This window comes from Micrococcus sp. Alg238-R198 (genome assembly GCF_900537135.1).
GTDB classification, from domain to species: Bacteria; Actinomycetota; Actinomycetes; order Actinomycetales; family Micrococcaceae; genus Micrococcus; species Micrococcus luteus.
Genome location: NZ_UNRH01000002.1, coordinates 58,320 through 80,540, shown reverse-complemented (window position 1 = coordinate 80,540; position 22,221 = coordinate 58,320). Strand labels below are relative to the sequence as shown.

The following is a 22,221-nucleotide window of genomic DNA, read 5'->3' as shown; positions in this document are numbered from 1 at the left end:
CCATGACGCACCACACCGAAGAGACCCTCGTCCTCATCAAGCCGGACGGGGTGGCCCGCAACCTGGTCGGCGAGATCCTCGCGCGCATCGAGCGCAAGGGCTACGTGATCGCCGACCTGAAGATGCTCACGCCCACCCGCGCCATGTTGGAGCGCCACTACGAGGAGCACCAGGGCAAGCCGTTCTTCGAGCCGCTGGTGGCGTTCATGGCCTCCGGCCCCGTGGTGGCCGCGCGCGTCACGGGCGATTCGGTGATTGAGGGGTTCCGCTCGCTGGCCGGCAAGACCGACCCCACCGTGGCCGCCCCGGGCACCATCCGCGGCGACCTGGGCCGGGACTGGGGCGAGGCCGTCCAGAAGAACCTCGTCCACGGTTCGGACTCGACCCTTTCGGCCGAGCGCGAGCTCGCGATCTGGTTCGGCTGAGCCCGTTCCGGGCCCGCACGACGGCGGCCGGTCACCCTGGTGGGGTGACCGGCCGCCGTCGTCGTGTCCGGTGGGGGAGCTTAGGCTCAGTCGATCCCGACGACCCCGAGGCCCAGTTCCAGCAGGATCGAGGCGAACACCAGGACGTAGAGGAGCACGATCACGGGCCAGGCCAGCTCCCGGGCGAGGCGGACGAGACCGGCCGGGGCCGGCAGCGTGCCGGTCTGCAGGTTCCGGGACGTCACAAGCACGAGCTGGGCGATGACCATGGCCCACACGATCATGCAGTAGAGGCAGAGCGTGCCGATGCTGTAGACGGCCGAGTACCAGAGCCACACGCAGAACGCGAAGCCCGCCAGGATCCCCGCGTTCATCAGCAGCCAGTACCAGCGGGCGAAGCGGGCGCCGGCGAGCAGGGACATCCCCACGGTGATGAGCACGGAGAACGCGACCACGCCGATGTACGTGTTCGGGAAGCCGAAGGTGTGGGCCTGCCACGACTGCATCACCTGGCCGCAGGACACCCACGGGTTGAGGTCGCAGGACGTGCGGTGCGTCGGGTCCGCGGTGAGGAGGGCGCGCTCGACGATGATGATGATGGTGGCCGTCAGCGCCACGAGCGAGGTGATCAGGAGCAGCGCCGCCGTGCCCGCGGGCCGGGCGTACCAGGTGAGCCGGGCCTCCTCGGCGGGGATGTCGTCGGCGGGGGAGAGGCGGATGTCGTCCGTCAGCGGGGTCGCAGGCATGGACACGATTCTAGGCGCGTGCCCGGGGCGGATGTGAGAGAATCGGCCCTGGCCGTCCCGTGGCCACACCGCGGGGCAGCCCGCTGCGCGCCCGACGTCGGGCCGCCGCCGAGGCGCCCCCGCGTCGAGCATCGTGCGGGAGGTGGACGCCGGGCTTCGCCCGTGCGCGTCCGTGCGCCGGCCGGCGGACGGCACGTGACGCCCAGGCCCCGATCTCGAGGGCGCAGCGGTTCCGCGCCGGGCCCTGACGGTCGACGCGGTCCACCCGATGACTTCTCGGAGTCCGCCTCCCGGCGCACCCGTGGCGCACGGCGCCCGGGGCAACGCGGCCGGCGGCGGACGCGGACACGCCGGGCGGCGGCGAGTGTGGCGTCGTCGGTCGGCGGGAGGTGCTGCCATGGCGGCCAACAACGAGGACACGACCCGCGCAGACGAACGCGTGGAGGAGACGGCCGAGCAGGCCGTGACGCAGACCGCGGCGGACACCGCCGCCGGGGCGGTTCAGCCGGAGCGGACCCCCGCGTCCGACGACGCCGCGGACGCGCCCGAGGAGCCGAGCGCGCCGACGCTGCAGGTCGACCCGACCGACCCGTTCGCCGTGCCGGCGAACCTGATCGAGGTCCTGCGCACCGAGACCACGTCCCGGCAGCGCTCCGAGGACGAGGACGCCGGAGAGTCCGAGGACCGGGCCGAGGGCGCCGTGGTCTCCCGCCGGCGCCGCCGACGCCGCCGCGGCGAGGTGGACATGGAGCTCGACGGCGGCGAGGCCGGCGATCCCGAGCACACCGTCACCCGCGTGCGCGCGCCGCGCCAGGCCGTGAGCACCGCCTCGGACACCGTCCAGAGCGTCAAGGGCTCCACCCGGCTCGAGGCGAAGCGCCAGCGCCGCCGCGACTCCCGCTCGGGCGGGCGTCGCCGCACCGTGATCACCGAGGCCGAGTTCCTGGCCCGCCGCGAGGCCGTGGACCGCAAGATGCTGGTGCGCCAGCGCGACCAGCGCATCCAGATCGCCGTGCTCGAGGACGGCGTGCTGGCCGAGCACTTCGTCTCGCACACCACGCAGGACTCGATGATCGGCAACGTGTACCTGGGCAAGGTCCAGAACGTGCTGCCGTCCATGGAGGCCGCGTTCGTGGACATCGGCCGCGGACGCAACGCCGTGCTCTACGCGGGCGAGGTCAACTGGGACGCCGCCCAGCTGGACGGCAAGCCGAGGAAGATCGAGAACGCGCTCAAGTCCGGCGACACCGTGCTCGTCCAGGTCACCAAGGACCCGGTGGGCCACAAGGGCGCCCGTCTGACCAGCCAGGTCTCCCTGCCCGGCCGCTACCTCGTGTACGTGCCGGGAGGCTCGATGACCGGCATCTCCCGCAAGCTGCCGGACGTGGAGCGCTCGCGTCTGAAGAAGATCCTCAAGGACCACCTGCCGCAGGACGCCGGCGTGATCGTGCGCACCGCGGCCGAGGGCACCTCCGAGCAGGAGCTGCAGAACGACATCAACCGTCTGCGCGCCCAGTGGGAGGGCATCCAGGAGAAGGCGTCCGGCACCAAGGTGCTCGCCCCCGAGCTGCTCTACGCCGAGCCGGACCTGACCATCAAGACGGTCCGCGACGTCTTCAACGAGGACTTCTCCGCCATGCTCGTGCAGGGCGAGGCCACGTGGGACAACATCGAGGCCTACGTGACCTACGTGGCCCCGCACCTGCTGGACCGGTTGCACCACTGGGTGCCGGAGGACCACGACGGCGAGGACCTGTACGCCACCCACCGCGTGGACGAGCAGCTCCACAAGGCGCTCGAGCGCAAGGTGTACCTGCCCTCCGGCGGCTCGCTCGTGATCGACCGCACCGAGGCCATGACCGTGGTGGACGTGAACACCGGCAAGTTCACGGGCTCCGGCGGCAACCTCGAGGAGACCGTCACCAAGAACAACCTCGAGGCCGCCGAGGAGATCGTCCGGCAGCTGCGCCTGCGGGACATCGGCGGCATCATCGTCATCGACTTCATCGACATGGTGCTCGAGGCCAACCGCGACCTCGTGCTGCGCCGTCTCGTGGAGTGCCTGGGCCGGGACCGCACGAAGCACCAGGTCGCCGAGGTGACCTCGCTCGGCCTGGTCCAGATGACGCGCAAGCGCATGGGCACCGGGCTCGTGGAGGTGTTCTCGGAGACCTGCGAGCACTGCGCCGGCCGCGGCATCCTCATCCAGGACACGCCGGTCGAGCGGGGCCGCTCCGGCGGTGAGCAGCGCGGCGAGGCGGAGGGCCGCCGTCGTCGCCGGCGTCGGGGCGACGGCGAGGGCGAGCACGCCCACGCCGCCGCGGCCACGACGACGGGCGCCGAGCACGCCGACTCGGAGGACGAGCGGCAGCGCCGTGAGCGGGCCGAGGCCGCCCGGGTCGCCCTGCACTCGATCGCGAAGGCCTCCGGCAAGGTGGCCGAGGACGAGGCCCCCGCCCAGGAGTCCGCCCCCGCCGAGCAGGCGGCGGACGCCGCCGAGGACTCCGCGGCCGAGGCCGTCGAGGCCGCGTCGGCCGGGCCCGCGGAGGCCGGGCAGCCGGCCGGGACGGACGAGGAGGAGACGCCGCGTCGCCGGCGTCGTCGGGGCCGCCGCCGCAGCCGGGGCCGCGCTGAGGAGTCGGGGGACACCGGCGCCGAGGTCGCGGGCTCTGAGGATGCCGCGCGGTCACACGACGACGGCCCCGCCGAGTCCGCCGATCAGCCCCGTCAGACGGAGGAGGAGGCCGAGCCGGCCGCCGCCGAGGCCCCCGAGCACCAGGACCCGGTCGCGCAGGCCGAGGAGGCCGAGTCCCCGGAGGACGCGGACGCGCAGGACGACCGTCCCCGCCGGTCCCGGCGTCGTCGGGGTGGCCGTGGGCGGTCCCGGCGGGACGGCGAGGCGGCCTCGACCGAGACCGACGCCGAGGACCAGGGCGCGGAGCGCGCGACGCCGTCGCGGCACGACGCCGCGGACGCCGAGTCCTCGGCGGCCGCGCCCGCGGAGGACGCATCGGAGCCGGTCGAGGATGCCTCGGCGCCCGTGCCCGCCGAGGATGCCCTGGCGCCCCGGCGCCGCCGGTCCCGCCGGGCCTCGAGCGACGGCGTCGTCCGTCCGGCCGCCGGTGCGGACGCGTCCGCCGAGCGGACGGCCGACCGCACGGACGCGGCTCCGGTGGAGGCCACCGAGCCCTCGCCCGAGGAGTCCACGGACGCCACCGAGGTCCACGAGCAGCCCGCCGCCCCGGCCGCCGTCGAGGAGGCCGTGATGGTGGAGCCTGCGGCGACCGAGCCGACGGCGGAGCCCACGGCGGACGCGGACCAGGCGTCCGCCGCGGACGCCCCGACCGAGGCCCAGGCGGCCCCGGCGCCCGGATCGCCGCGCCGGCGCTCGCGTCGTGCCGTGTCGTCCGACGGCGTCCACGTCCAGGTCCAGGCCGCGCCCAGCGGCGCCCAGGGCGGCCGCTTCACGGCGGCCGTGGCCGAGGCGTCCACCCCCGCCGAGCCGCAGGGTGCCGCCCCGGTGATGCTCGGCGTCGGCGTGAAGGCCGCCGACCTGGCCCGTCGCGGCCGCTGACCGTCGTCGGTGCCGCCGCCCCGGGCCTGCCCAGGGCGGCGGCGACGCGCCGACACGCCTCTGTTTGGTCCGGATGCCCGGCAGCGAGTATGCTGGACCATCGGTGTTCACCGCCCGCACGCTCCCGCATGTCCCGGTGAGGGACCGCCGGACCCGGACGCAGCCGCGGTCGAGGTGCGGGCGAGCAGAACCCGATCTGATCCATTGAAACGTCGAGAGAAGTGAGTCCCAAGTGGTGTACGCGATTGTCCGCGCTGGCGGCCGCCAGGAGAAGGTTTCCGTCGGAGACCTCGTTACCCTTGACCGCGTTCCCGCTGAGACCGGTGGCTCCGTCGAGCTGCCCGCTCTGATGCTGGTGGACGGGGACGAGGTCAAGGCTGGCGCCGATGCCGCCGGTGTGAAGGTGACCGCCGAGGTCGTCTCCCACTCCCGTGGCAAGAAGGTCGTCATCATGAAGTACAAGAACAAGACCGGCTACAAGAAGCGCCAGGGCCACCGCTCTGAGCTGTCCACGGTCAAGATCACCGGGATCGCCTGAGCCGTCACCGGCACCGGCGAAACCGAGCATCCGAGAGGTTAGGCAACAGCAATGGCACATAAGAAGGCCGGCAGTTCCTCGAAGAACGGCCGCGACTCGAACCCGCAGTACCTCGGCGTCAAGCGCTACGGCGGCGAGGACGTCAACGCCGGCGAGATCATCGTCCGCCAGCGTGGCACCAAGTTCCACCCGGGCCGCAACGTCGGCCGCGGCAAGGACGACACCCTCTTCGCGCTGTCCGCGGGCTCCGTGGCCTTCGGCCAGCGCCGCGGCCGCAAGGTCGTGGACATCGTCCCCGCCGCGGAGTGATCTGACACTCGTGCGGTCTGCGTGCGGACCCTCGCCCGGCGAGGACACCCGCACCCCCTGACGCCCCGGCGGGGGCGGGCCCGGCATCCACCGGACCCGCCCCCGCCGTCGGCGTCTCCGGCCCCTGGGCCGTCTGAGTCCGATCCCTCCAGCCCCTAGGAGCACTCCCATGGCAGCCTTCGTGGACCGCGTGGTCCTCCACCTCACCGCCGGCAACGGCGGGCACGGGTGCGTCTCCGTGCATCGCGAGAAGTTCAAGCCCCTGGGTGGCCCCGACGGCGGCGACGGGGGCGACGGCGGCGACATCACCCTCGTGGTGGACTCGCAGACCACCACGCTGCTGGACTACCACCACGCCCCGCACCGGTCCGCTGAGAACGGCCAGCCGGGCATGGGCGACCACCGCGAGGGCAAGAAAGGCCAGTCGCTCGTGCTGCCCGTGCCGGACGGCACGGTGGTCAAGGATGAGCAGGGCAACATCGTGGCCGATCTCGTGGGGGAGGGCGCGACCTACGTCGCCGCCGCCGGCGGTCAGGGCGGCCTCGGCAACGCGGCTCTGGCCTCCGTGAAGCGCAAGGCGCCCGGCTTCGCGCTGCTCGGCCTGCCGGGGGAGAGCCGGGACCTGACGCTCGAGATCAAGACCGTGGCGGACGTCGCGCTCGTGGGCTTCCCCTCGGCCGGCAAGTCCTCCCTCATCGCTGCCCTGTCTGCGGCCCGTCCCAAGATCGCGGACTACCCGTTCACCACGCTCGTGCCCAACCTCGGGGTCGTGCAGGCCGGCGACGTGCGCTTCACCGTGGCCGACGTCCCGGGCCTGATCCCCGGTGCCTCGGAGGGCCGCGGCCTCGGCCTGGAGTTCCTGCGCCACGTCGAGCGCTGCGCCGCGCTCGTGCACGTCCTCGACTGCGGCAGCCTCGAGTCCGACCGCGACCCGATCGCCGACTTCGAGGCCATCGAGGCCGAGCTCGAGGCCTACGCGGTGGAGCCCGTCTTCTCCCAGGGCGGGGAGGGCGTCGTACCGCTGAACGAGCGGCCCCGCCTCATCGCCCTGAACAAGACCGACCTGCCCGACGGCGCCGCGATGGCGGACATGGTCCGCGACGAGCTCGAGGGCCGTGGCCTGCGGGTCTTCGACATCTCCGCGCTGGCCCGCGAGGGCCTGGACGCCCTCAAGTACGCCATGGCCGAGCTCGTGGCGGAGGCCCGTTCCCGGGTGGTCGAGCCCGCGCCGGCCGCGCCCGTCGAGGTGCCGCGCCGGCATCGCCGCCGTGGCGAGCGGGCCGAATTCACGATCCGCCGCGAGGAACGCAACCTCGAGCCGCTGTTCCGCGTGCGCGGCGAGAAGCCCGAGCGGTGGGTCGCCCAGACGGACTTCCAGAACGACGAGGCGATCGGCTACCTTGCGGACCGGCTCCAGCGGGCCGGCGTCGAGGACGGCCTGTTCAAGGCCGGTGCGAGGCCGGGCGACGCCGTCGTGATCGGCGACGACGTCACGGGCGTGGTCTTCGACTGGGAGCCCACGCTGTCCGCGGGAGCCGAGCTGCTCGCCGGGCCCCGTGGCACCGACCTGCGGCTCGACGAGCGCACCCGCGCGACCCGCGCGGAGAAGCGCGCCGAGCAGGATGCCCGCCGGGCCGCCCGTGCGGCGACCCGGGCCGAGATGGAGGCCGAGCGACGCTCCGGCCTGTGGACCGACACCGACGATCGAGAGGGATGATCCATGTCCGTGCGGCGCACCGTCGTCACCCGCTATCCGACCCCCGCCACGCGCGGCTCTGAGGACCCGCGGGCCAACCCCGTGACCTCGCGGGAGACGATGCAGGCCGCACGCCGAGTGGTCGTGAAGATCGGCTCGTCCTCGTTGACCACCCCGGACGGCCTGGACGTGGAGGCCATCGACCGGCTCGTGGACGTCCTCGCCGCCGAGCGGCAGAAGGGCACCCAGGTGGTGCTCGTGTCCTCCGGTGCCGTCGCGGCCGGCTTCCCCCACCTCGGGCTGGGCCGACGCCCCAAGGACACCGCCACCCAGCAGGCCTCGGCGGCGGTCGGCCAGAGCAAGCTCATGGCGCACTACACCACGAGCTTCGGCCGGCACGACACGGAGGTGGCGCAGGTGCTCCTCACCGCCGAGGAGCTCATGCGGCGCACCCAGTACACGAACGCGCACCGCGCCCTGTCGCGGCTGCTCACGCTCGACGTGATGCCGATCGTGAACGAGAACGACGCCGTGGCCACGCGCGAGATCCGCTTCGGCGACAACGACCGCCTCGCGGCCCTCACCGCCAACCTCTGCAAGGCGGACCTGCTGGTCCTGCTCTCGGACGTGGACGCCCTCTACACGGGCCACCCCTCGAACCCGGACGCACGGCGCATCCCGGAGGTCACCTCGGACGACGATCTGGCCGGCGTCGACGTGCGCGTGCCCGGTTCCGCGGGCGTGGGCACGGGCGGCATGGTGACCAAGGTGGACGCGGCCGGCATCGCGGCCACCACCGGCATCCCGACCCTGCTCACCTCGGCCGCGAACGCGGGCGCCGCGTTCGCGGGGGAGGACGTGGGCACGTGGTTCTCCGCCACCGGCCGCCGCCGGTCCGCGCGCGCGGCGTGGCTCGGCCTCACGGCGGAGGTCCGGGGCCGGCTCGTCATCGACGACGGCGCGGTGGCCGGGGCGATCGACCGCGGCCGCTCCCTGCTGGCCGCGGGCATCACCGGCTGCACGGGCGACTTCACGCCGGGCGACGTCGTCGAGATCGTGGACGCGCACGGCCGGGTGCGGGCGCGCGGCCTCGTGCAGTACTCCTCGTCGCAGCTGCCCGCCATGCTCGGGCGGACGACCGCCGACCTCCGCGAGGACCTGGGCGCGGGCTACGACGGCGTCGTCGTGCACGCCGACGACTGGGTGCGCCTGGCTCCGCCGCAGCGCTGACCGGCACGGGCTCCGGCCGCGGCGACGGACCGGGGCCTCGTGCCTCGTCCGGGGCGCTCGATAGGCTGGGGGCATGCAGACCACCGAGAGCACCGCACCCCAGGATCAGTCCGGCCGCCAGGACGCCGAGGCGCCGACGCCCGAGGTCGAGGAGGCCGTCCGCCAACGGGCCGAGTGGGCGCGTCAGGCCGTGCCCGAGCTGGCCACCGCCGGCCGCGTCCGCAAGGACGCCGTCCTGCGCCACATGGCCGAGGCCCTGCGCGCCAACGCGGCCGCGATCATCACGGCCAACCGCGAGGACCGCAGCCGCGGCCGCGAGGCCGGCACCTCGGCGGCCATGCTGGACCGCCTCAAGCTGGACGAGGCGCGCGTCGAGGCGCTGGCCCTCGCCCTGGAGACCCTGGCCGGCCTGCCGGACCCCGTGGGCACCGTGGTCCGCGGCGGCCCGCTGCCCAACGGCGTGCGGATGAGCCAGGTGCGGGTGCCCCTGGGCGTCGTGGGCGCCGTGTACGAGGCCCGTCCGAACGTCACGGTGGACATCGCCGGCATCGCCCTGAAGTCGGGCAACGGCGTGATCCTGCGCGGCGGCTCGGCCGCGGAGTCCACCAATGCGGTCCTGATCCAGGTGCTGCGGGAGGCGCTCGTGGACCAGGGCTTCGACCCCAACATCATCCAGGGCATCGACGACCTCGGACGTCCTGGCGTCGCCGCCCTGATGGCCGCCCGTGGCGCGGTGGACGTCCTCGTCCCGCGCGGCGGCCGTGAGCTGATCCAGCGCGTGGTCCGTGAGGCCCGGGTGCCCGTGATCGAGACGGGTGAGGGCAACGTGCACCTGTACGTGGACGCCTCCGCACCCAAGCAGATGGCGGTGGACATCGTGCTCAACTCGAAGACCCACCGCACCTCCGTGTGCAATGCGGCCGAGACCCTGCTGCTCCACCGGGACGCGGAGGAGGTGGGCCGAGAAGTGCTGCGCGCCCTCACCCGTGCCGGCGTGCTGCTGCACGTGGACGAGGCCGCGCGGGCCTGGCTGCCCACGCTCGCCGACCGCGGCGACCACGCCCGGGACGCCGTGGACGCCACCGAGGAGGACTGGGGCACCGAGTACCTGGACATGGAGATGGCCGTGCGCGTCGTGGACTCCCTCGACCAGGCGATCGAGCACATCGGCCGGTGGTCCACGGGCCACACCGAGGCCATCGTCACGAACGACCTGGCCGCGGCCGAGCGGTTCATCACCGAGGTGGACGCCGCGGCCGTCATCGTGAACGCGTCCACGCGCTTCACCGACGGCGGCGAGCTCGGCCTCGGCGCCGAAGTGGGCATCTCCACCCAGAAGATGCACGCCCGCGGGCCCATGGGCCTGGAGGAGCTCACGACCACCAAGTGGATCCTGCGCGGCGACGGGCAGATCCGCCGCTGAGCCGGGCTACGATGGACACCAGGACCCCTTCGGCCCGGCCCCGGCCCGGCCGTCTGACCCGCTGCACCGAGGAGCATCCATGCTGAACACCTCCCTGATCCTGGCCGCCGCCGAGGAGGGCCACCACGTCGTCAACGAGCTGCCGATGGACCCCATCTGGTACGGCCTGCTCGTCTTCGCGCTGCTGATGGCCGCCCTGGCCGCCACCATGTCCATGCGCTCCCGCGCGCTGCGCCTGCCCGAGCCCACCACCGCGGTCCAGCACCACGGCACCGGCCGCGGCTCGCACACCTCCGGTCACTGACGTCTCACCGGCCCGCCGCGTCGCCGCCTCCGCCGGGGGCGACGCGGCGGGCCGTCCGTTCGTCTCCTGAGCGCATGACCGTCGCCTCCCGCACCCCCGTCCCCGAGCCCACCGCCGGGGGCGTGCGCCGTCGTCGCCTCGGCATCATGGGCGGCACCTTCGACCCGATCCACCACGGGCACCTCGTGGCCGCCTCTGAGGTGGCCGCCGAGTTCGCGCTGGACGAGGTCATCTTCGTCCCCACGGGTCAGCCGTGGCAGAAGTCGGACCGGCAGGTCTCCCCGGCCGAGGACCGCTACCTCATGACCGTGGTGGCCACCGCCTCCAACCCCCGGTTCACCGTCTCCCGGGTGGACATCGACCGCCCCGGCGCCACCTACACCGTGGACACGCTGCGGGACCTGCGCCGCCTGCACCCGGACGCCGAGCTGTTCTTCATCACCGGCGCGGACGCCATGGGCCAGATCCTCACGTGGAAGGACGTGGACGAACTCTGGGGCCTGGCGCACTTCGTCGGTGTCACCCGTCCCGGCCACGACCTCTCGGACATGGGCCTGGGCGATGACGTGTCCCTGATGGAGATCCCCGCCATGGCGATCTCCTCCACGGACTGCCGGGAGCGCGTCCGCCGGGGCCGGCCCGTCTGGTATCTCGTCCCGGACGGCGTCGTCCAGTACATCGCCAAGCACCACCTCTACGTCTCGGAAGAGGAGACCTCGTGACCGTTCCCCAGACCACCCTGGACGCCCTCACCACCGCCGCGGCCGCCGCCGCGGACAAGCTCGGCACGCACATCGTCGCGTTCGACGTCGCCGAGCGGCTCGGCCTGACCGACGCCTTCCTGATCGCCTCCGGCGCCTCGGAGCGTCAGGTCAACGCGATCGTCGACGGCGTCGAGGAGGCGCTGCTGAAGGACGAGCAGCTCAAGCCGCTGCGTCGCGAGGGCCGGTCTGACGGCCACTGGGTGCTGCTCGACTACGGGCACTTCGTGGTGCACGTCCAGCATCGCGAGGACCGCGAGTTCTACGCGCTGGACCGCCTGTGGAAGGACACCCCGGCGATCGACCTCGGCCTGCCGGAGGAGAGCACCCGACCGGACGCGGCCGCCCAGGACGACGGCGCCTCCGCCTCGCACGCCTCCTGAGCGCGGTCGCGAGATGCGCCTGATCCTGCTGCGTCACGGCGAGACCGACTGGAACGCCCTGGACCGCTACCAGGGGCACACGGACATCGAGCTGAACGCCGAGGGGGAGCGCCAGGCGCGCCGCGCCGCCGGCGGCCCCGTGGGCGACCTGATCGAGGTCGCGGAGGAGCTCGTGGCCGTCTGCTCCCCGCTGGCCCGGGCGCGGCGCACGGCCGAGATCGTCCTCCAGGCCCGGGTGGGCGCGGCGTCCGTGGCCGTCGACCCGGAGCTGATGGAGCTGGCCGGGGGAGAGTGGGAGGGCCTGGAGCTCAGTGCCATCGCGGAACGCTGGCCGGACGAGCACCGCCTTTGGCGGGCCGAGCCGGCGCTCGACGCCGGCCCCGTGGGCGGGGAGACCCTGCGCGGGGGCGGCGAGCGGGCCCTGCGTGCGCTGCGCGGACACGTTCCCCCGCACTGGGCGGACACCCCGCGCGACGGTGGTGCCCACACCCTGCTCGTCGTGGCCCACGGTGCGCTGATCCGCGCGGCCACGGGGCTGCTCCTGCGTCACGAGGGCGAGGCCTTCGCGGCGATGGAACGGATCGGCAACGCCCGCGCCGCCGTGCTGCAGGGCGCGTTCACTGCCGACACCGGGGCCGAGGGCTGGGGCGATTGGACCCTCGAGGGTTACGGCATCTGAGGGCGCCCCGGCCTGGACGCCGATTTGGCGCCCGCACGGGGACCGTGTACGCTGGTCGAGTTGCCAGCGAGGCGAACGGGCCGGAAACGGCGCGTGAAGATCGCGGGTGGCGCCCACATCTGGGGGTATGGCGCAGTTGGTAGCGCGTCTGCATGGCATGCAGAAGGTCAGGGGTTCGAATCCCCTTACCTCCACCAGTCAGAAGGCCCGGTCCACACGGACCGGGCCTTCGTCGTCGTCGGACTCCCGTGCGGGGCCGGGAGGCGACCGCCGCCCCGCGACATCACCGCGGTTCTGCACTGCGGTGATGTCGCTCCGCCGCGGTCGGTGCGGGGGACACGCCGGGGTACGCTGCGCGCTCCGCCGCCGTGAGTGCGGGTTCCACCGCACGGCCCTCCCGCGCCGAGGCGACGGCGGCCTCGAGCACCGCCATCACGGCGACGGCCTGGTCGGGGGTGGCGGCGTCGCTGCTCGCGCGGCCCAGGATCGCGTCGCGCACGCCCGCGTAGGACCGCTGCTGGGCTCCGATCGGCGCGGGGACGCGCTCGGTGTTCCCCTCCCCGTCGTGCAGGAGGATCGGGTCCGGATCGACGCCCCAGCCCTCGGCGCCGGGGAGCAGACCAGCGCGCAGCTGAACCTCCTGCCGATCCGGCAGTTTCTTCACCGCGGAGCCACGCGTGCCGTGGACCGCGAAGCGCGGGCTGCCGCCGGCCACGAGCATCGACGCCTGCAGGACCACGCGCCGGCCCGGGTACTGCAGCACGCAGTGCGCCCAGTCCTCGACCGGGGCGCCCGGACGCAGGGCCGCGAGGTCGGCGTCTACGCGTTCGGGGACACCGAAGAGCAGGAGCGCCTGGTCGACCAGGTGCGGTCCGAGGTCGAACCAGATGCCGCCCCCGGGCACCGCGGCTTCCCGCCAGCGGTCCCGGACGGTCGGGCGGAAGCGGTCGATCCGGGACTCGAGGTGGACGACGTCCCCGAGCCGGCCGGAGCGGACCAGCTCGGCGATGCCCAGGAAGTCGCTGTCGAAGCGGCGGTTCTGGAACACCCGCAGCACCCGCCCGGTCTCGACCGCGAGGTCGCGAAGCTCCCGCGCCTCGGCGAGACTCAGCGTGAAGGGCTTGTCCACCACCACGTGCCTACCCGCCCTCAGGGCCGTGCGCGCGAGCGGCGCGTGTTGGTCGTTCGGGGCGGCGATCACCACGAGGTCCACGTCGTGGCGAGCCAGGAGCTTGTCCACGTCAGGCACCACGACGACGTCCGGCAGGTCCGCGTGCACCGCGTCCGGGCGGCTCGAGACGACATGGGTGAGAGCGAGTCCCTCCGTGGCGTGGAGCAGGGGGACGTGGAACGTCTTCCCGGCGAACCCGTAGCCGATCAGGGCGGTGCGGATCGGTGCGTCAGTGCGGGACATGCAGGACCTCCTGGGCTGGCGGGGGGGCATGGGGGCGTCTCCTGCACGCTAGGCCGTGGCGTCGCGGCGGTCCATCGACGCCGCCCGGCCGGTTTGCGCGGTTGCCGCAGGCCGGGTATTCTGTTCAGGTGCTCCGGCCGGTCCGCCGGAAACGGAGTCACCACCCACCTGGGGGTATGGCGCAGTTGGTAGCGCGTCTGCATGGCATGCAGAAGGTCAGGGGTTCGAATCCCCTTACCTCCACCAGTCAGAAGGCCCGGTCCGTGCGGACCGGGCCTTCGTCGTCGTGACGGCCAGCTCGCCGTCGAGAACCACCGGTCACGACCGGGTTGCGGTCCAGCGTCGATCACGCATCGACGTCGCACAGCCCTTTCACGGCAGGCTCTCGGCGGACAGACTCGAGGCGTCTCCACCCGTGGAGCCCGGACCACCGGTGCTGCAGAGGCGGGGGCCGCCGGCCCTGTCCGGTTGACTCAGTGAGGAGCTGCCATGTCCGTCATCCGTACCCGTCGTCCCTCCCTCCGTCACCTGCCCGCCGCCGTCGCCGCCGCCGGCCTCATCACCACCGTCGCCCTCGCCGGCCCCGCCGCGGCCTGGGACGACGCCCATGGCCCCCAGGCCGGCTACTTCCAGGCCGTCGACCACGAGAACGTCACCGCCGCCTTCTTCCAGACCTACGACGGCTACGACCCGGAGGACCTCACGCTCACGCTCACCCCGGTGGCCGAGGACGGCACCCGCCTGGAGGGCGGCCAGGAGGTGGAGTTCACCGGCCTGGACGTCATCGACGGCGGCGCGGTGGACGTCCTGGAGACCCGCCGCGCGCTCGGCGCGGCCGGTGAAGGCCTCGTGCGGTACGACGTCGTGGCCGACGGGCAGATGCTGAACATGGGCATCACGCTCCAGGCGGACGCCGACCTCGCCGACGATCAGGGGGCGGCCGTGCACGCCGTCGACGGCCCGCAGATGGCCCACCTCGGGGACCGGCCCCTGGCCTGGGACTCGGCCGTGCAGTTGGCACCCGGGGTGGCGGGCGCCGAGATCGTCCACCTGGTCGCCGCGCCGACGATGGAGAACACCTACGCGACGGTCGTGGCCGAACCGGCCCACGGTGAGGTCTTCGCGTTCCGTGACTCGGAGCACTCCGAGCTCCGTGCCTGGTACATCCCCGACGAGGGCTTCGTCGGTACGGACACCTTCACCGTCGACTTCCACAGCGACCACGTCGCCCACGTCCAGACCGTCACCGTGCATGTCGGCGAGGAGATCTCCGCCGCGTACGACGGCTTCCTCGATGCCGAGGACGGCGTCCTCAACGGGAAGCCGCTCGACCTGACCGACCCGGACACCGCAGCGGCGCTCGCCGCGTTCCGGGGCGACGAGGCCGCCCCGGCTCCGGAGGATGAGGAGGAGCAGACCGCTCCGGTCGAGGGCGACGCCGACGAGCAGCACACGACCCCGGACACCGTCGAGACGGGGCAGTCCACCGGCTGGTGGCTGGCCGGCCTCGGCGCCGCCGCCGCGGGGGTGCTGGTCGCGGCGCGTCGTCGTCTCGGCCTGACCCGCTGACGGCCCGCCGCACACGGCCCCGTCGACGCGCCGCCCCTCTCACACACAGGGGCGGCGCGTCCGTGCCGGCCTGACACGCGGCCGGCAGTCCGCGGGTCAGTCGCCGAGGCCCGCGAGCAGCAGGTCCAGTCCCTCCTCGAAGGGTGCGTCCGCATAGGGGTTCCGCGCCCCCGTCGCGCGCGTGCCCCCGCCCGCCCGGAAGGCCTCGGCGGCCGCGCCAAGCGCGGGCAGGCGCTCCTGCGCCCCCGCCACCTCGAAGATGTCGGCCGGAGCGTCGACGTCGTACGCAGACCCGTAGATGAACGACTCGAGCGCGATCACCCGGGCCAGCACCTGCTCCGGCGCCAGACCGGTCCGGGCCAACACCGCGCACACCGTCTCGTAGACCCGCTGCGTCGACGGGGCTCCCTCGATCGGCAGGGTCGCGATGAGCGGGATCAGCGGCGGATGGGCCGCGAAGACGTCGCGGTAGGAGCGCGCCCACGCCCGCAGGGCGGCGACGACGGGCACCTCGCCCCGGATCGCGGCCTCCAGCTCGACGAGCGAGACCTCGCCCATCACGGCGTCCTGCAGCAGGACGAGCAGCTCATGCTTGCCGCTGATGTGGTTGTAGAGCGCGCTCGGCGCCACGCCCAGGCGACGGCCGACCGCCGCCATGGTGAGCCCTTCGTATCCCTCGGTGCGGGCGACCGCGAGCGCCGCGTCCGCGATCGCTTCGCGGCTCAGAGCGGGGGAGAGAGGTCGTCCGCGGCGGCGGCGCGCCCGGGGCGGTTCAGTGGTCTCGTCCATCCGGCCATTCTGACCCGTCGGACGGGCAGGAGGTGTCAGGCCGGCTACGGACCAGCCTTCCCTTCCCGGCGCGCGGCCCGTACAGTGAGCGCCGACACTCTAAATGAACGGCATTCACCCGGGCCCCGCCCGATGCCCCGTCCCCGCCAGAGGAGCACCCCATGACCACCGCCCCCGCCACCGCCGGCCGCGAGCGCCGGACGAGCGACGTCGTCGTGATCGGCGCCGGCCCGGCCGGCCTCATGGCCGCCCGCACCGCGAAGGCCCAGGGCCTGTCCGTCACCGTCCTGGAGGCTCGCCGGCGCGTCGGCGGCCGCACCTGGAACGGCCTGGTCGAGGGCGCCGACGGCAAGGACCACTTCATCGAGATCGGCGGCCAGTGGATCTCCCCGGACCAGACCCGCCTCATCTCCCTGGTGGAGGAGCTCGGCCTGCCGACGTTCTCCCGCTTCCGCGACGGTCGCAACGTCTACGTGGACCCGCGCGGAGAACGCCACGTCTACGACGGCCTCGACTTCCCGGTGGCCGAGAAGACGGACCGGGAGATGGATCGCCTGATCGCCAAGATCGACGAACTGACCGCCGAGATCGACGCCGCCGCCCCGTGGGAGCACCCGCGGGCCGCCGAGCTGGACAAGATCTCCTTCCGGCACTGGCTGGAGCAGCAGTCCGACGACCCGGAGGCCATCGACAACGTCTCCATCTACATCGCCTCCGGCATGCTGACCAAGCCCTCCCACACCTTCTCCCTGCTCCAGGCGCTGCTCATGTCCGCCTCGGCCGGGTCGTTCCGCAACCTGGTGGACGAGGACTTCATCCTGGACAAGCGCGTCGAGGGCGGCATGCAGTCCGTGTCCCTGGCCATGGCCGCCGAGCTGGGCGACGACGTCGTCCTCGGCCAGCCGGTGCGCACCCTGCGCTGGGCCGAGCCGGACCCGTCCACCGCGGACGAGAAGAACGGGGTGGCCGCGGACGTGCGCAACGGCGTGGCGCACGACGGCGCCGCCGGCGACGTCGTGGCGCTCACTGACGACTACGAGGTGCACGCCCGCTACGCGGTCCTGGCCGTCCCGCCGAACCTCTACAGCCGCATCTCCTTCGAGCCGCCGATGCCGCGCGAGCAGCAGATCGCGCACCAGCACATCTCCATGGGCCTGGTCATCAAGGTGCACGCCGTGTACGAGACCCCGTTCTGGCGCGAGGAGGGCCTGTCCGGCACGTGCTTCGGTGGGGGCCGTCTCGTCCAGGAGATCTATGACAACACCAACCGCGGCGAGAACCTGGCCGGTGGCGCCCCGGGCAAGGAGGACCCGCACGGCACCCTCGTCGGCTTCGTGTCCGACGTGTACGCGGAGCAGATGTGGGCCCTGCCGGAGGAGGAGCGCAAGGCCGCGATCCTCGGCGCCATGGCCGAGTACCTCGGCCCCCGGACCCTCGAGCCGATCGCGTTCTTCCTCTCGGACATGGCCGCCGAGGAGTGGACCCGAGGCGCCTACGCCACCAGCTACGACCTCGGCGGGCTCTCCCGCTGGGGCCACCTCCAGAACCGCCCGACCGGTCCCATCCACTACGCGTGCTCGGACATCGCAGCCGAGGGCTACCAGCACGTGGACGGCGCGATCCGCATGGGCGAGGCCGCCGCCCTGGCCATCGCCGAGCGGGAAGCCACCGACGCGGGGCAGCCCACCGGCTGACCGGCCCGACGGACAAGGACATCCTCATGAGCGCATCCACCCCACGACGCCGCGTCGTCGACAATGAGGGACACGAGCACGTGTACCCGACCACCTCCGCCATCGAGCAGGTCAACCTGCTCAACCCGGGCGGGGTGAGCAACAAGGGGCTCCAGGCCGGCAAGGTCGGCCTGCTCGGGGCGGTGGTGATCGGCGTCTCCGTCGTCGCCCCCGCCTACACGTTGACCTCGGGCCTCGGGCCGACCATCAGCACCGTCGGCACCCACGTGCCCGCGATCCTGCTGCTCGGCTTCATCCCGATGCTCCTGGTGGCCCTCGGCTACCGGGCGCTGAACACGCGGGTGCCGGACTCCGGCACGTCGTTCACCTGGGCCACGCACGCCTTCGGGCCGTATGTCGGGTGGATGGGCGGCTGGGGGCTCATCGCCGCCTCCGTGATCGTGCTGTCCAACCTGGCGGCCGTCGCCGTCGACTTCACGTTCCTGCTGCTCGCCCAGATCACCGGGAGCCAGGCCATCGCGGACCTGGCCGGCAACCTGTGGGTCAACATCCCCCTGACCCTGGTGTACCTGGCCCTGGCCGGATGGATCTCGCACCGCGGCATGGAGACCACCAAGCACCTGCAGTACATCCTGGTGGCCTTCCAGATCCTGGCCCTCGGTGCGTTCGCGGTCGCCGCCCTGACGCAGTCCTCCCGTGGCGCGGGCTTCGACCCCACCCCGGTGCAGCTGGACTGGTTCAACCCGTTCACCGCGGGCGACTTCAGTGTGGTCGCGGCCGGCGTCTCCCTGTCCATCTTCCTGTTCTGGGGCTGGGACGTGACCCTCACGATGAACGAGGAGACCAAGGACCCCGAGCGCACCCCCGGCCGGGCCGCCGCCGTCACCGTGTTCGTCATCATCGCCGTCTACATCCTGTCCGCCCTGGCCGTGATCTCCTGGGCGGGCATCGGCTCCGAGGGCCTGGGCGCGGGCAACCCGGACAACCAGGAGTCGATCTTCGCGGTCCTCGCCGGCCCGATCCTGGGCCCCTTTGCCGTGATCATGTCCAGCGCGATCCTCGTCAGCTCCCTGGCCTCCCTGCAGTCCACCATGGTCTCCCCGGCCCGCACCCTGCTGGCGATGGGCTTCTACCGGGCTGTGCCCGCGCGCTTCGCCGAGCTGAGCCCCCGGTTCAACAGCCCGGCCTTCGCGACCTGGGTGTGCGCGGGCTTCGCCGGCCTCTTCTACGTCGTCACGCGGCTGCTCTCCGAGAACGCCCTGTGGGACACCATCACCGCTCTGGGCCTGATGATCTGCTTCTACTACGGCATCACCGCCCTGGCCTGCGTCTGGTACTTCCGCCGCGAGTGGTTCACCTCGGTGGGCAACGCCCTCACCACCTTCCTGTTCCCGCTGATCGGCGGCCTCGTGCTGCTGGTGATGTTCTGCGTGACCGCGATGGACTCCACCGACCCCGACTACGGCTCCGGCTCCTCCGTGTTCGGTGTCGGCACCGTGTTCATCCTGGGCATGGGCGTGCTGGCCATCGGCGTGGTACTGATGATGTGGACGCGGCTGCGCCACCCGGCCTACTTCCGTGGCGAGACCCTGCCGCAGACGGACTCGACCCGACCCATCCCGATCATCCGTCCGGACGACGACGGCACTGCCGTGGTCCGGGACCCCAACGAGAGGACCCACTCATGAGCACCCCCACCGGCTATCGCGTGCAGGACCCCAGCACCGACCAGGTCGTGGAGACCTTCCCCGCCCTCGCCGACGGTGAGGTCGACCAGGTGCTGGCCGCCGCCGAGACCGCCCAGCGCGCATGGGCCGCCCGCCCCATCGAGGAACGCGCCACCATCGTGCAGAAGGTCGCGGACCTCTTCGAGGAGCGCAAAGACGAGCTCGCGCAGATCATCGCCACCGAGATGGGCAAGCGCGTGACCGAGGGCGTCGAGGAGGCGGAGTTCAGCTCGGCCATCTTCGGCTACTTCGCGGACAAGGGCCCCACCCTCGCCGCGGACCGCCCCATCGAGACCTACGGGGGCGGCCGCGCCATGATCCGCCACCTGCCCCTGGGTGTGCTGCTGGGCGTCATGCCGTGGAACTTCCCGTACTACCAGATCGCCCGTTTCGCCGCGCCGAACCTCATGCTCGGCAACGCGATCGTGCTCAAGCACGCCGAGATCTGCCCGCGCTCGGCCCTGGCCGTGCAGCAGATCATGGACGACGCCGGCGTGCCGGCCGGCGTGTACACCAACGTGTTCGCCACGCACGACCAGATCGCCGAGTTCATCGCCGACCCGCGCGTGGCCGGCGTCTCCCTGACCGGCTCCGAGCGGGCCGGCTCCGTGATCGGCGCGCTCGCGGGCCAGCACCTCAAGAAGGCCGTCCTCGAGCTCGGCGGGTCGGACCCGTACATCGTGCTCGACGCCGAGGATCCGGCCGAGGCCGCCCGCACCGCGTGGGCGACCCGCATGTACAACATGGGCCAGGCCTGCAACTCCAACAAGCGCATGATCGTCTCGGCGGACATCCATGACGCCTTCGTGGCCGAGCTGGTGTCCCTGGCCGACGCCATGAAGCCCGGGGAGGCCGCCGACGAGGACCCGACGGTGTTCACCCCGCTGTCCTCGCGCGGTGCCGCCGAGGGCCTGGCCGAGCAGGTGGAGCGGGCCCGTCAGCAGGGCGCGACCGTCCACGTCGGCGGGACCGTCACGGACGAGGCGGGCGCCCGCTTCGCCCCGGCCGTGATCACGGGCGTCACCTCCGAGATGGACGCCTACCGCGAGGAGCTCTTCGGCCCCGTCGCCGTCGTCTACAAGGTGGAGTCCGCGGACGAGGCGCTCGCCCTCGCCAACGACTCCCAGTACGGCCTGGGCGGCGCCGTGTTCTCCCAGGACGAGGCCCAGGCCGAGCGGATCGCCCGGCAGCTCGAGGTCGGCATGGCCAACGTCAACACGCCGGCGGGCGAGGGGGCGGAGATCCCGTTCGGCGGCGTCAAGCGCTCCGGTTTCGGCCGCGAGCTCGGCCCGCTCGGCATGGACGAGTTCGTCAACAAGCAGACGTACTTCGTCCAGGACTGACACCCCACGACGACGACGGGCCCGCCTCCGGTGACCGGAGGCGGGCCCGTCCGCGTCCCGCCGGCGTGGCGGGAGCAGTGGGTCAGCGACGCGCCAGACGTTCCAGCAGACGCTCCTCTGCGTCCTCGCCCGGGGTGATCCCGCGCGGGATGCGGAACAGGAAAACGAAGCCGAGCAGCCACCACAGGCCGAAGAAGGCATAGGCCATCGGGGCGATGGAGGCGGGCATCCCCGGAATGTAGAGGCTGAGCAGCCCCGCAGTGAGGATCACACCGGTCACGCCCAGCACTCGCCCGGCGGTCGCGCCGCCCGCGCGGAAGGGGCGGTCCATCTCCGGCTCGCGGCGGCGCAGGAGCAGGAACACGACGCAGACCATCATGTAGGTGAACACGATGGACGGGGATCCGGAGTCGACGAACCAGCCCAGGGCGCCCGCGCCGAAGAACGGCGCCGCGATGGAGAGCACGCCGATGAACAGCACCGCGTTCGACGGGGTCCGGTACTTCGGGTGGATGTGTCCGAACCAGCGGGGCAGCATGCCCGAGACGCCCATCGCGTAGAGCAGGCGAGCCGCGCCCATGAGCAGGGCGATCCAGGAGGTGAGGATGCCGGCCATGCCGCCCACGAGCAGCACGTTGGCCATGGCCGGGCTGTGGAACAGGGCCGCCATGGCGTCAGCCGTCACGAGGTCGGAGTTCACGAGCTGCTCACGGGGCATCGAGGACGCGTTCGTCAGGATCACCATGATGTACCAGAGGGTCGCGGCGGCCACCGAGACGATGATCATCACGCCCATGCGGCGAGGGGGCATGTTGAGCTCCTCGGCCGACTGCGGGATGACGTCGAAGCCCACGAAGAGGAACGGCACGACGACCATCACCGTGAAGAGGCCCCGGGCGTCCGTGAAGAGGGGCTCGAAGTTCGCGACGGAGCCACCCGTTCCGGCCCCGAACACCAGGAGAGCGCCGATGACGAGCAGCGTGGCGACGACGATCGTCTGCACGATGCCGGCCAGTTTGACGCCGATGTAGTTGATCCAGGTGATGACCACGGCGGCCCCGGCGCCGACCAGCGCCCAGACGAGGTAGACGTCCGAGCCGAAGGCGTTCCACAGCGGGATCGACTCGATCTCGGGCCAGATGTACGCGGCGGTGCGGGGGAGGGCGACGGCCTCGAACGCGACGATCGAGATGTAGCCGCCCGTGATGCCCCACGAACCGAGGAAGCTCCACCGCGCGCCCATGCCACGCAGCAGGTAGTGATGCTCGCCGCCGGCCTTCGGGATCGCTGCGACGAGCTCGGCGTACACCAGCGCGACGACGGTCATGATCAGGCCGCCGGAGACGATCGCGATGATCGAGCCCATGGTGCCGGCGTCCTTGAGCCAGCCGCCCACGAGGACGACCCAGCCGAAGCCGATCATGGCGCCGAAGCCCATGGCGTAGGCGTCGAGCGACGAGAGGGTCTTCTTGAGACCCGGCCCTGTCGCGGGCGGGGAGGAGGTCACGTGGCTCATGGAGCCCCCTTTCTCGGGGGGTGGGGAAGTGATGACCGCCATATTCTCCCCGATCGTCGGCCGGGGCCGTCTCCGTCAGTGACGCGCCTGTCACACAGCGG

The 22,221-nt window shown here is 72.6% G+C and carries 19 protein-coding genes and 2 tRNA genes; 17 read left to right on the top strand and 4 right to left on the bottom strand.

Features of this window, described 5'->3' with window-relative positions:
- The first annotated feature begins 2 nt into the window (after positions 1 to 2).
- Positions 3 to 425, top strand: coding sequence for a nucleoside-diphosphate kinase (gene ndk, locus G6R13_RS02425; protein WP_012750845.1), 423 nt, complete (start codon positions 3 to 5; stop codon positions 423 to 425).
- Between the two features lie 86 nt (positions 426 to 511).
- On the opposite strand, the gene G6R13_RS02420 is transcribed toward ndk, so the two are convergent.
- On the bottom strand, positions 512 to 1,171 hold the full coding sequence (locus tag G6R13_RS02420) for a vitamin K epoxide reductase family protein (RefSeq protein ID WP_041104903.1): 660 nt from the start codon (positions 1,169 to 1,171) through the stop codon (positions 512 to 514).
- 397 nt (positions 1,172 to 1,568) lie between these two features.
- On the opposite strand from G6R13_RS02420, the gene G6R13_RS02415 reads away from it, so the two are divergent.
- The 11 genes from G6R13_RS02415 to G6R13_RS02365 all read left to right on the top strand — a co-directional run bounded on the left by G6R13_RS02415 (position 1,569) and on the right by G6R13_RS02365 (position 12,265).
- Positions 1,569 to 4,745 carry an Rne/Rng family ribonuclease gene (locus tag G6R13_RS02415; protein WP_233569930.1) on the top strand — a complete coding sequence of 1,059 codons (3,177 nt, stop codon included), beginning with the start codon at positions 1,569 to 1,571 and terminating at the stop codon, positions 4,743 to 4,745.
- A 232-nt stretch (positions 4,746 to 4,977) separates the two neighbouring features.
- Complete coding sequence (gene rplU / locus G6R13_RS02410) at positions 4,978 to 5,283, top strand: 50S ribosomal protein L21 (protein ID WP_002853919.1); 306 nt, start codon at positions 4,978 to 4,980, stop codon at positions 5,281 to 5,283.
- Between the two features lie 51 nt (positions 5,284 to 5,334).
- Positions 5,335 to 5,592, top strand: coding sequence for a 50S ribosomal protein L27 (gene rpmA, locus G6R13_RS02405; protein WP_002853915.1), 258 nt, complete (start codon positions 5,335 to 5,337; stop codon positions 5,590 to 5,592).
- 169 nt (positions 5,593 to 5,761) lie between these two features.
- Positions 5,762 to 7,309, top strand: a complete 1,548-nt coding sequence (gene obgE / locus G6R13_RS02400; RefSeq protein ID WP_060973657.1) for a GTPase ObgE — start codon at positions 5,762 to 5,764, stop codon at positions 7,307 to 7,309.
- A 3-nt stretch (positions 7,310 to 7,312) separates the two neighbouring features.
- Positions 7,313 to 8,518, top strand: coding sequence for a glutamate 5-kinase (proB, locus tag G6R13_RS02395; protein WP_036316929.1), 1,206 nt, complete (start codon positions 7,313 to 7,315; stop codon positions 8,516 to 8,518).
- 73 nt (positions 8,519 to 8,591) lie between these two features.
- Positions 8,592 to 9,941, top strand: a complete 1,350-nt coding sequence (locus G6R13_RS02390) for a glutamate-5-semialdehyde dehydrogenase (protein WP_036316932.1) — start codon at positions 8,592 to 8,594, stop codon at positions 9,939 to 9,941.
- Between the two features lie 79 nt (positions 9,942 to 10,020).
- The gene (locus tag G6R13_RS02385) at positions 10,021 to 10,245 is read left to right on the top strand and encodes a hypothetical protein (protein WP_036316935.1); all 225 of its coding nucleotides are present in this window, start codon (positions 10,021 to 10,023) and stop codon (positions 10,243 to 10,245) included.
- Between the two features lie 74 nt (positions 10,246 to 10,319).
- On the top strand, positions 10,320 to 10,967 hold the full coding sequence (gene nadD, locus G6R13_RS02380; protein ID WP_123244143.1) for a nicotinate-nucleotide adenylyltransferase: 648 nt from the start codon (positions 10,320 to 10,322) through the stop codon (positions 10,965 to 10,967).
- Positions 10,964 to 11,389, top strand: a complete 426-nt coding sequence (gene rsfS, locus G6R13_RS02375; RefSeq protein ID WP_002853902.1) for a ribosome silencing factor — start codon at positions 10,964 to 10,966, stop codon at positions 11,387 to 11,389. The genes nadD and rsfS overlap by 4 nt, the downstream gene beginning before the upstream one ends.
- 13 nt (positions 11,390 to 11,402) lie before the next feature.
- The gene (locus G6R13_RS02370) at positions 11,403 to 12,068 is read left to right on the top strand and encodes a histidine phosphatase family protein (protein WP_123244144.1); all 666 of its coding nucleotides are present in this window, start codon (positions 11,403 to 11,405) and stop codon (positions 12,066 to 12,068) included.
- A gap of 121 nt (positions 12,069 to 12,189) precedes the next feature.
- Positions 12,190 to 12,265, top strand: a tRNA-Ala gene (locus G6R13_RS02365).
- A gap of 86 nt (positions 12,266 to 12,351) precedes the next feature.
- On the opposite strand, the gene G6R13_RS02360 is transcribed toward G6R13_RS02365, so the two are convergent.
- Positions 12,352 to 13,482 carry an oxidoreductase gene (locus tag G6R13_RS02360; protein WP_127434962.1) on the bottom strand — a complete coding sequence of 377 codons (1,131 nt, stop codon included), beginning with the start codon at positions 13,480 to 13,482 and terminating at the stop codon, positions 12,352 to 12,354.
- Between the two features lie 170 nt (positions 13,483 to 13,652).
- Here G6R13_RS02360 and G6R13_RS02355 point away from each other — a divergent pair.
- A tRNA-Ala gene (locus G6R13_RS02355) sits at positions 13,653 to 13,728 on the top strand.
- Between the two features lie 243 nt (positions 13,729 to 13,971).
- A complete protein-coding gene (locus tag G6R13_RS02350) occupies positions 13,972 to 15,051 on the top strand; it encodes a hypothetical protein (RefSeq protein WP_036340945.1) in 1,080 nt (359 codons plus the stop codon).
- 96 nt (positions 15,052 to 15,147) lie between these two features.
- Here the strand turns inward: G6R13_RS02350 and G6R13_RS02345 are convergent, their stop codons facing one another.
- Positions 15,148 to 15,840, bottom strand: coding sequence for a TetR/AcrR family transcriptional regulator (locus G6R13_RS02345; protein ID WP_036381598.1), 693 nt, complete (start codon positions 15,838 to 15,840; stop codon positions 15,148 to 15,150).
- Between the two features lie 161 nt (positions 15,841 to 16,001).
- Here G6R13_RS02345 and G6R13_RS02340 point away from each other — a divergent pair, with 161 nt between their 5' ends.
- From G6R13_RS02340 to G6R13_RS02330, 3 genes are read left to right on the top strand one after another with little or no spacing between them, the layout of a single operon-like run.
- On the top strand, positions 16,002 to 17,534 hold the full coding sequence (locus G6R13_RS02340; protein ID WP_041103003.1) for an NAD(P)/FAD-dependent oxidoreductase: 1,533 nt from the start codon (positions 16,002 to 16,004) through the stop codon (positions 17,532 to 17,534).
- Between the two features lie 26 nt (positions 17,535 to 17,560).
- Complete coding sequence (locus tag G6R13_RS02335) at positions 17,561 to 19,222, top strand: APC family permease (RefSeq protein WP_036316957.1); 1,662 nt, start codon at positions 17,561 to 17,563, stop codon at positions 19,220 to 19,222.
- Positions 19,219 to 20,604: an NAD-dependent succinate-semialdehyde dehydrogenase gene (locus tag G6R13_RS02330; RefSeq protein WP_036340938.1), complete on the top strand. Its 1,386-nt coding sequence runs from the start codon at positions 19,219 to 19,221 to the stop codon at positions 20,602 to 20,604. The genes G6R13_RS02335 and G6R13_RS02330 overlap by 4 nt, the downstream gene beginning before the upstream one ends.
- 82 nt (positions 20,605 to 20,686) lie before the next feature.
- Here the strand turns inward: G6R13_RS02330 and G6R13_RS02325 are convergent, their stop codons facing one another.
- On the bottom strand, positions 20,687 to 22,120 hold the full coding sequence (locus G6R13_RS02325) for an APC family permease (protein WP_073115388.1): 1,434 nt from the start codon (positions 22,118 to 22,120) through the stop codon (positions 20,687 to 20,689).
- Positions 22,121 to 22,221: the final 101 nt, after the last annotated feature.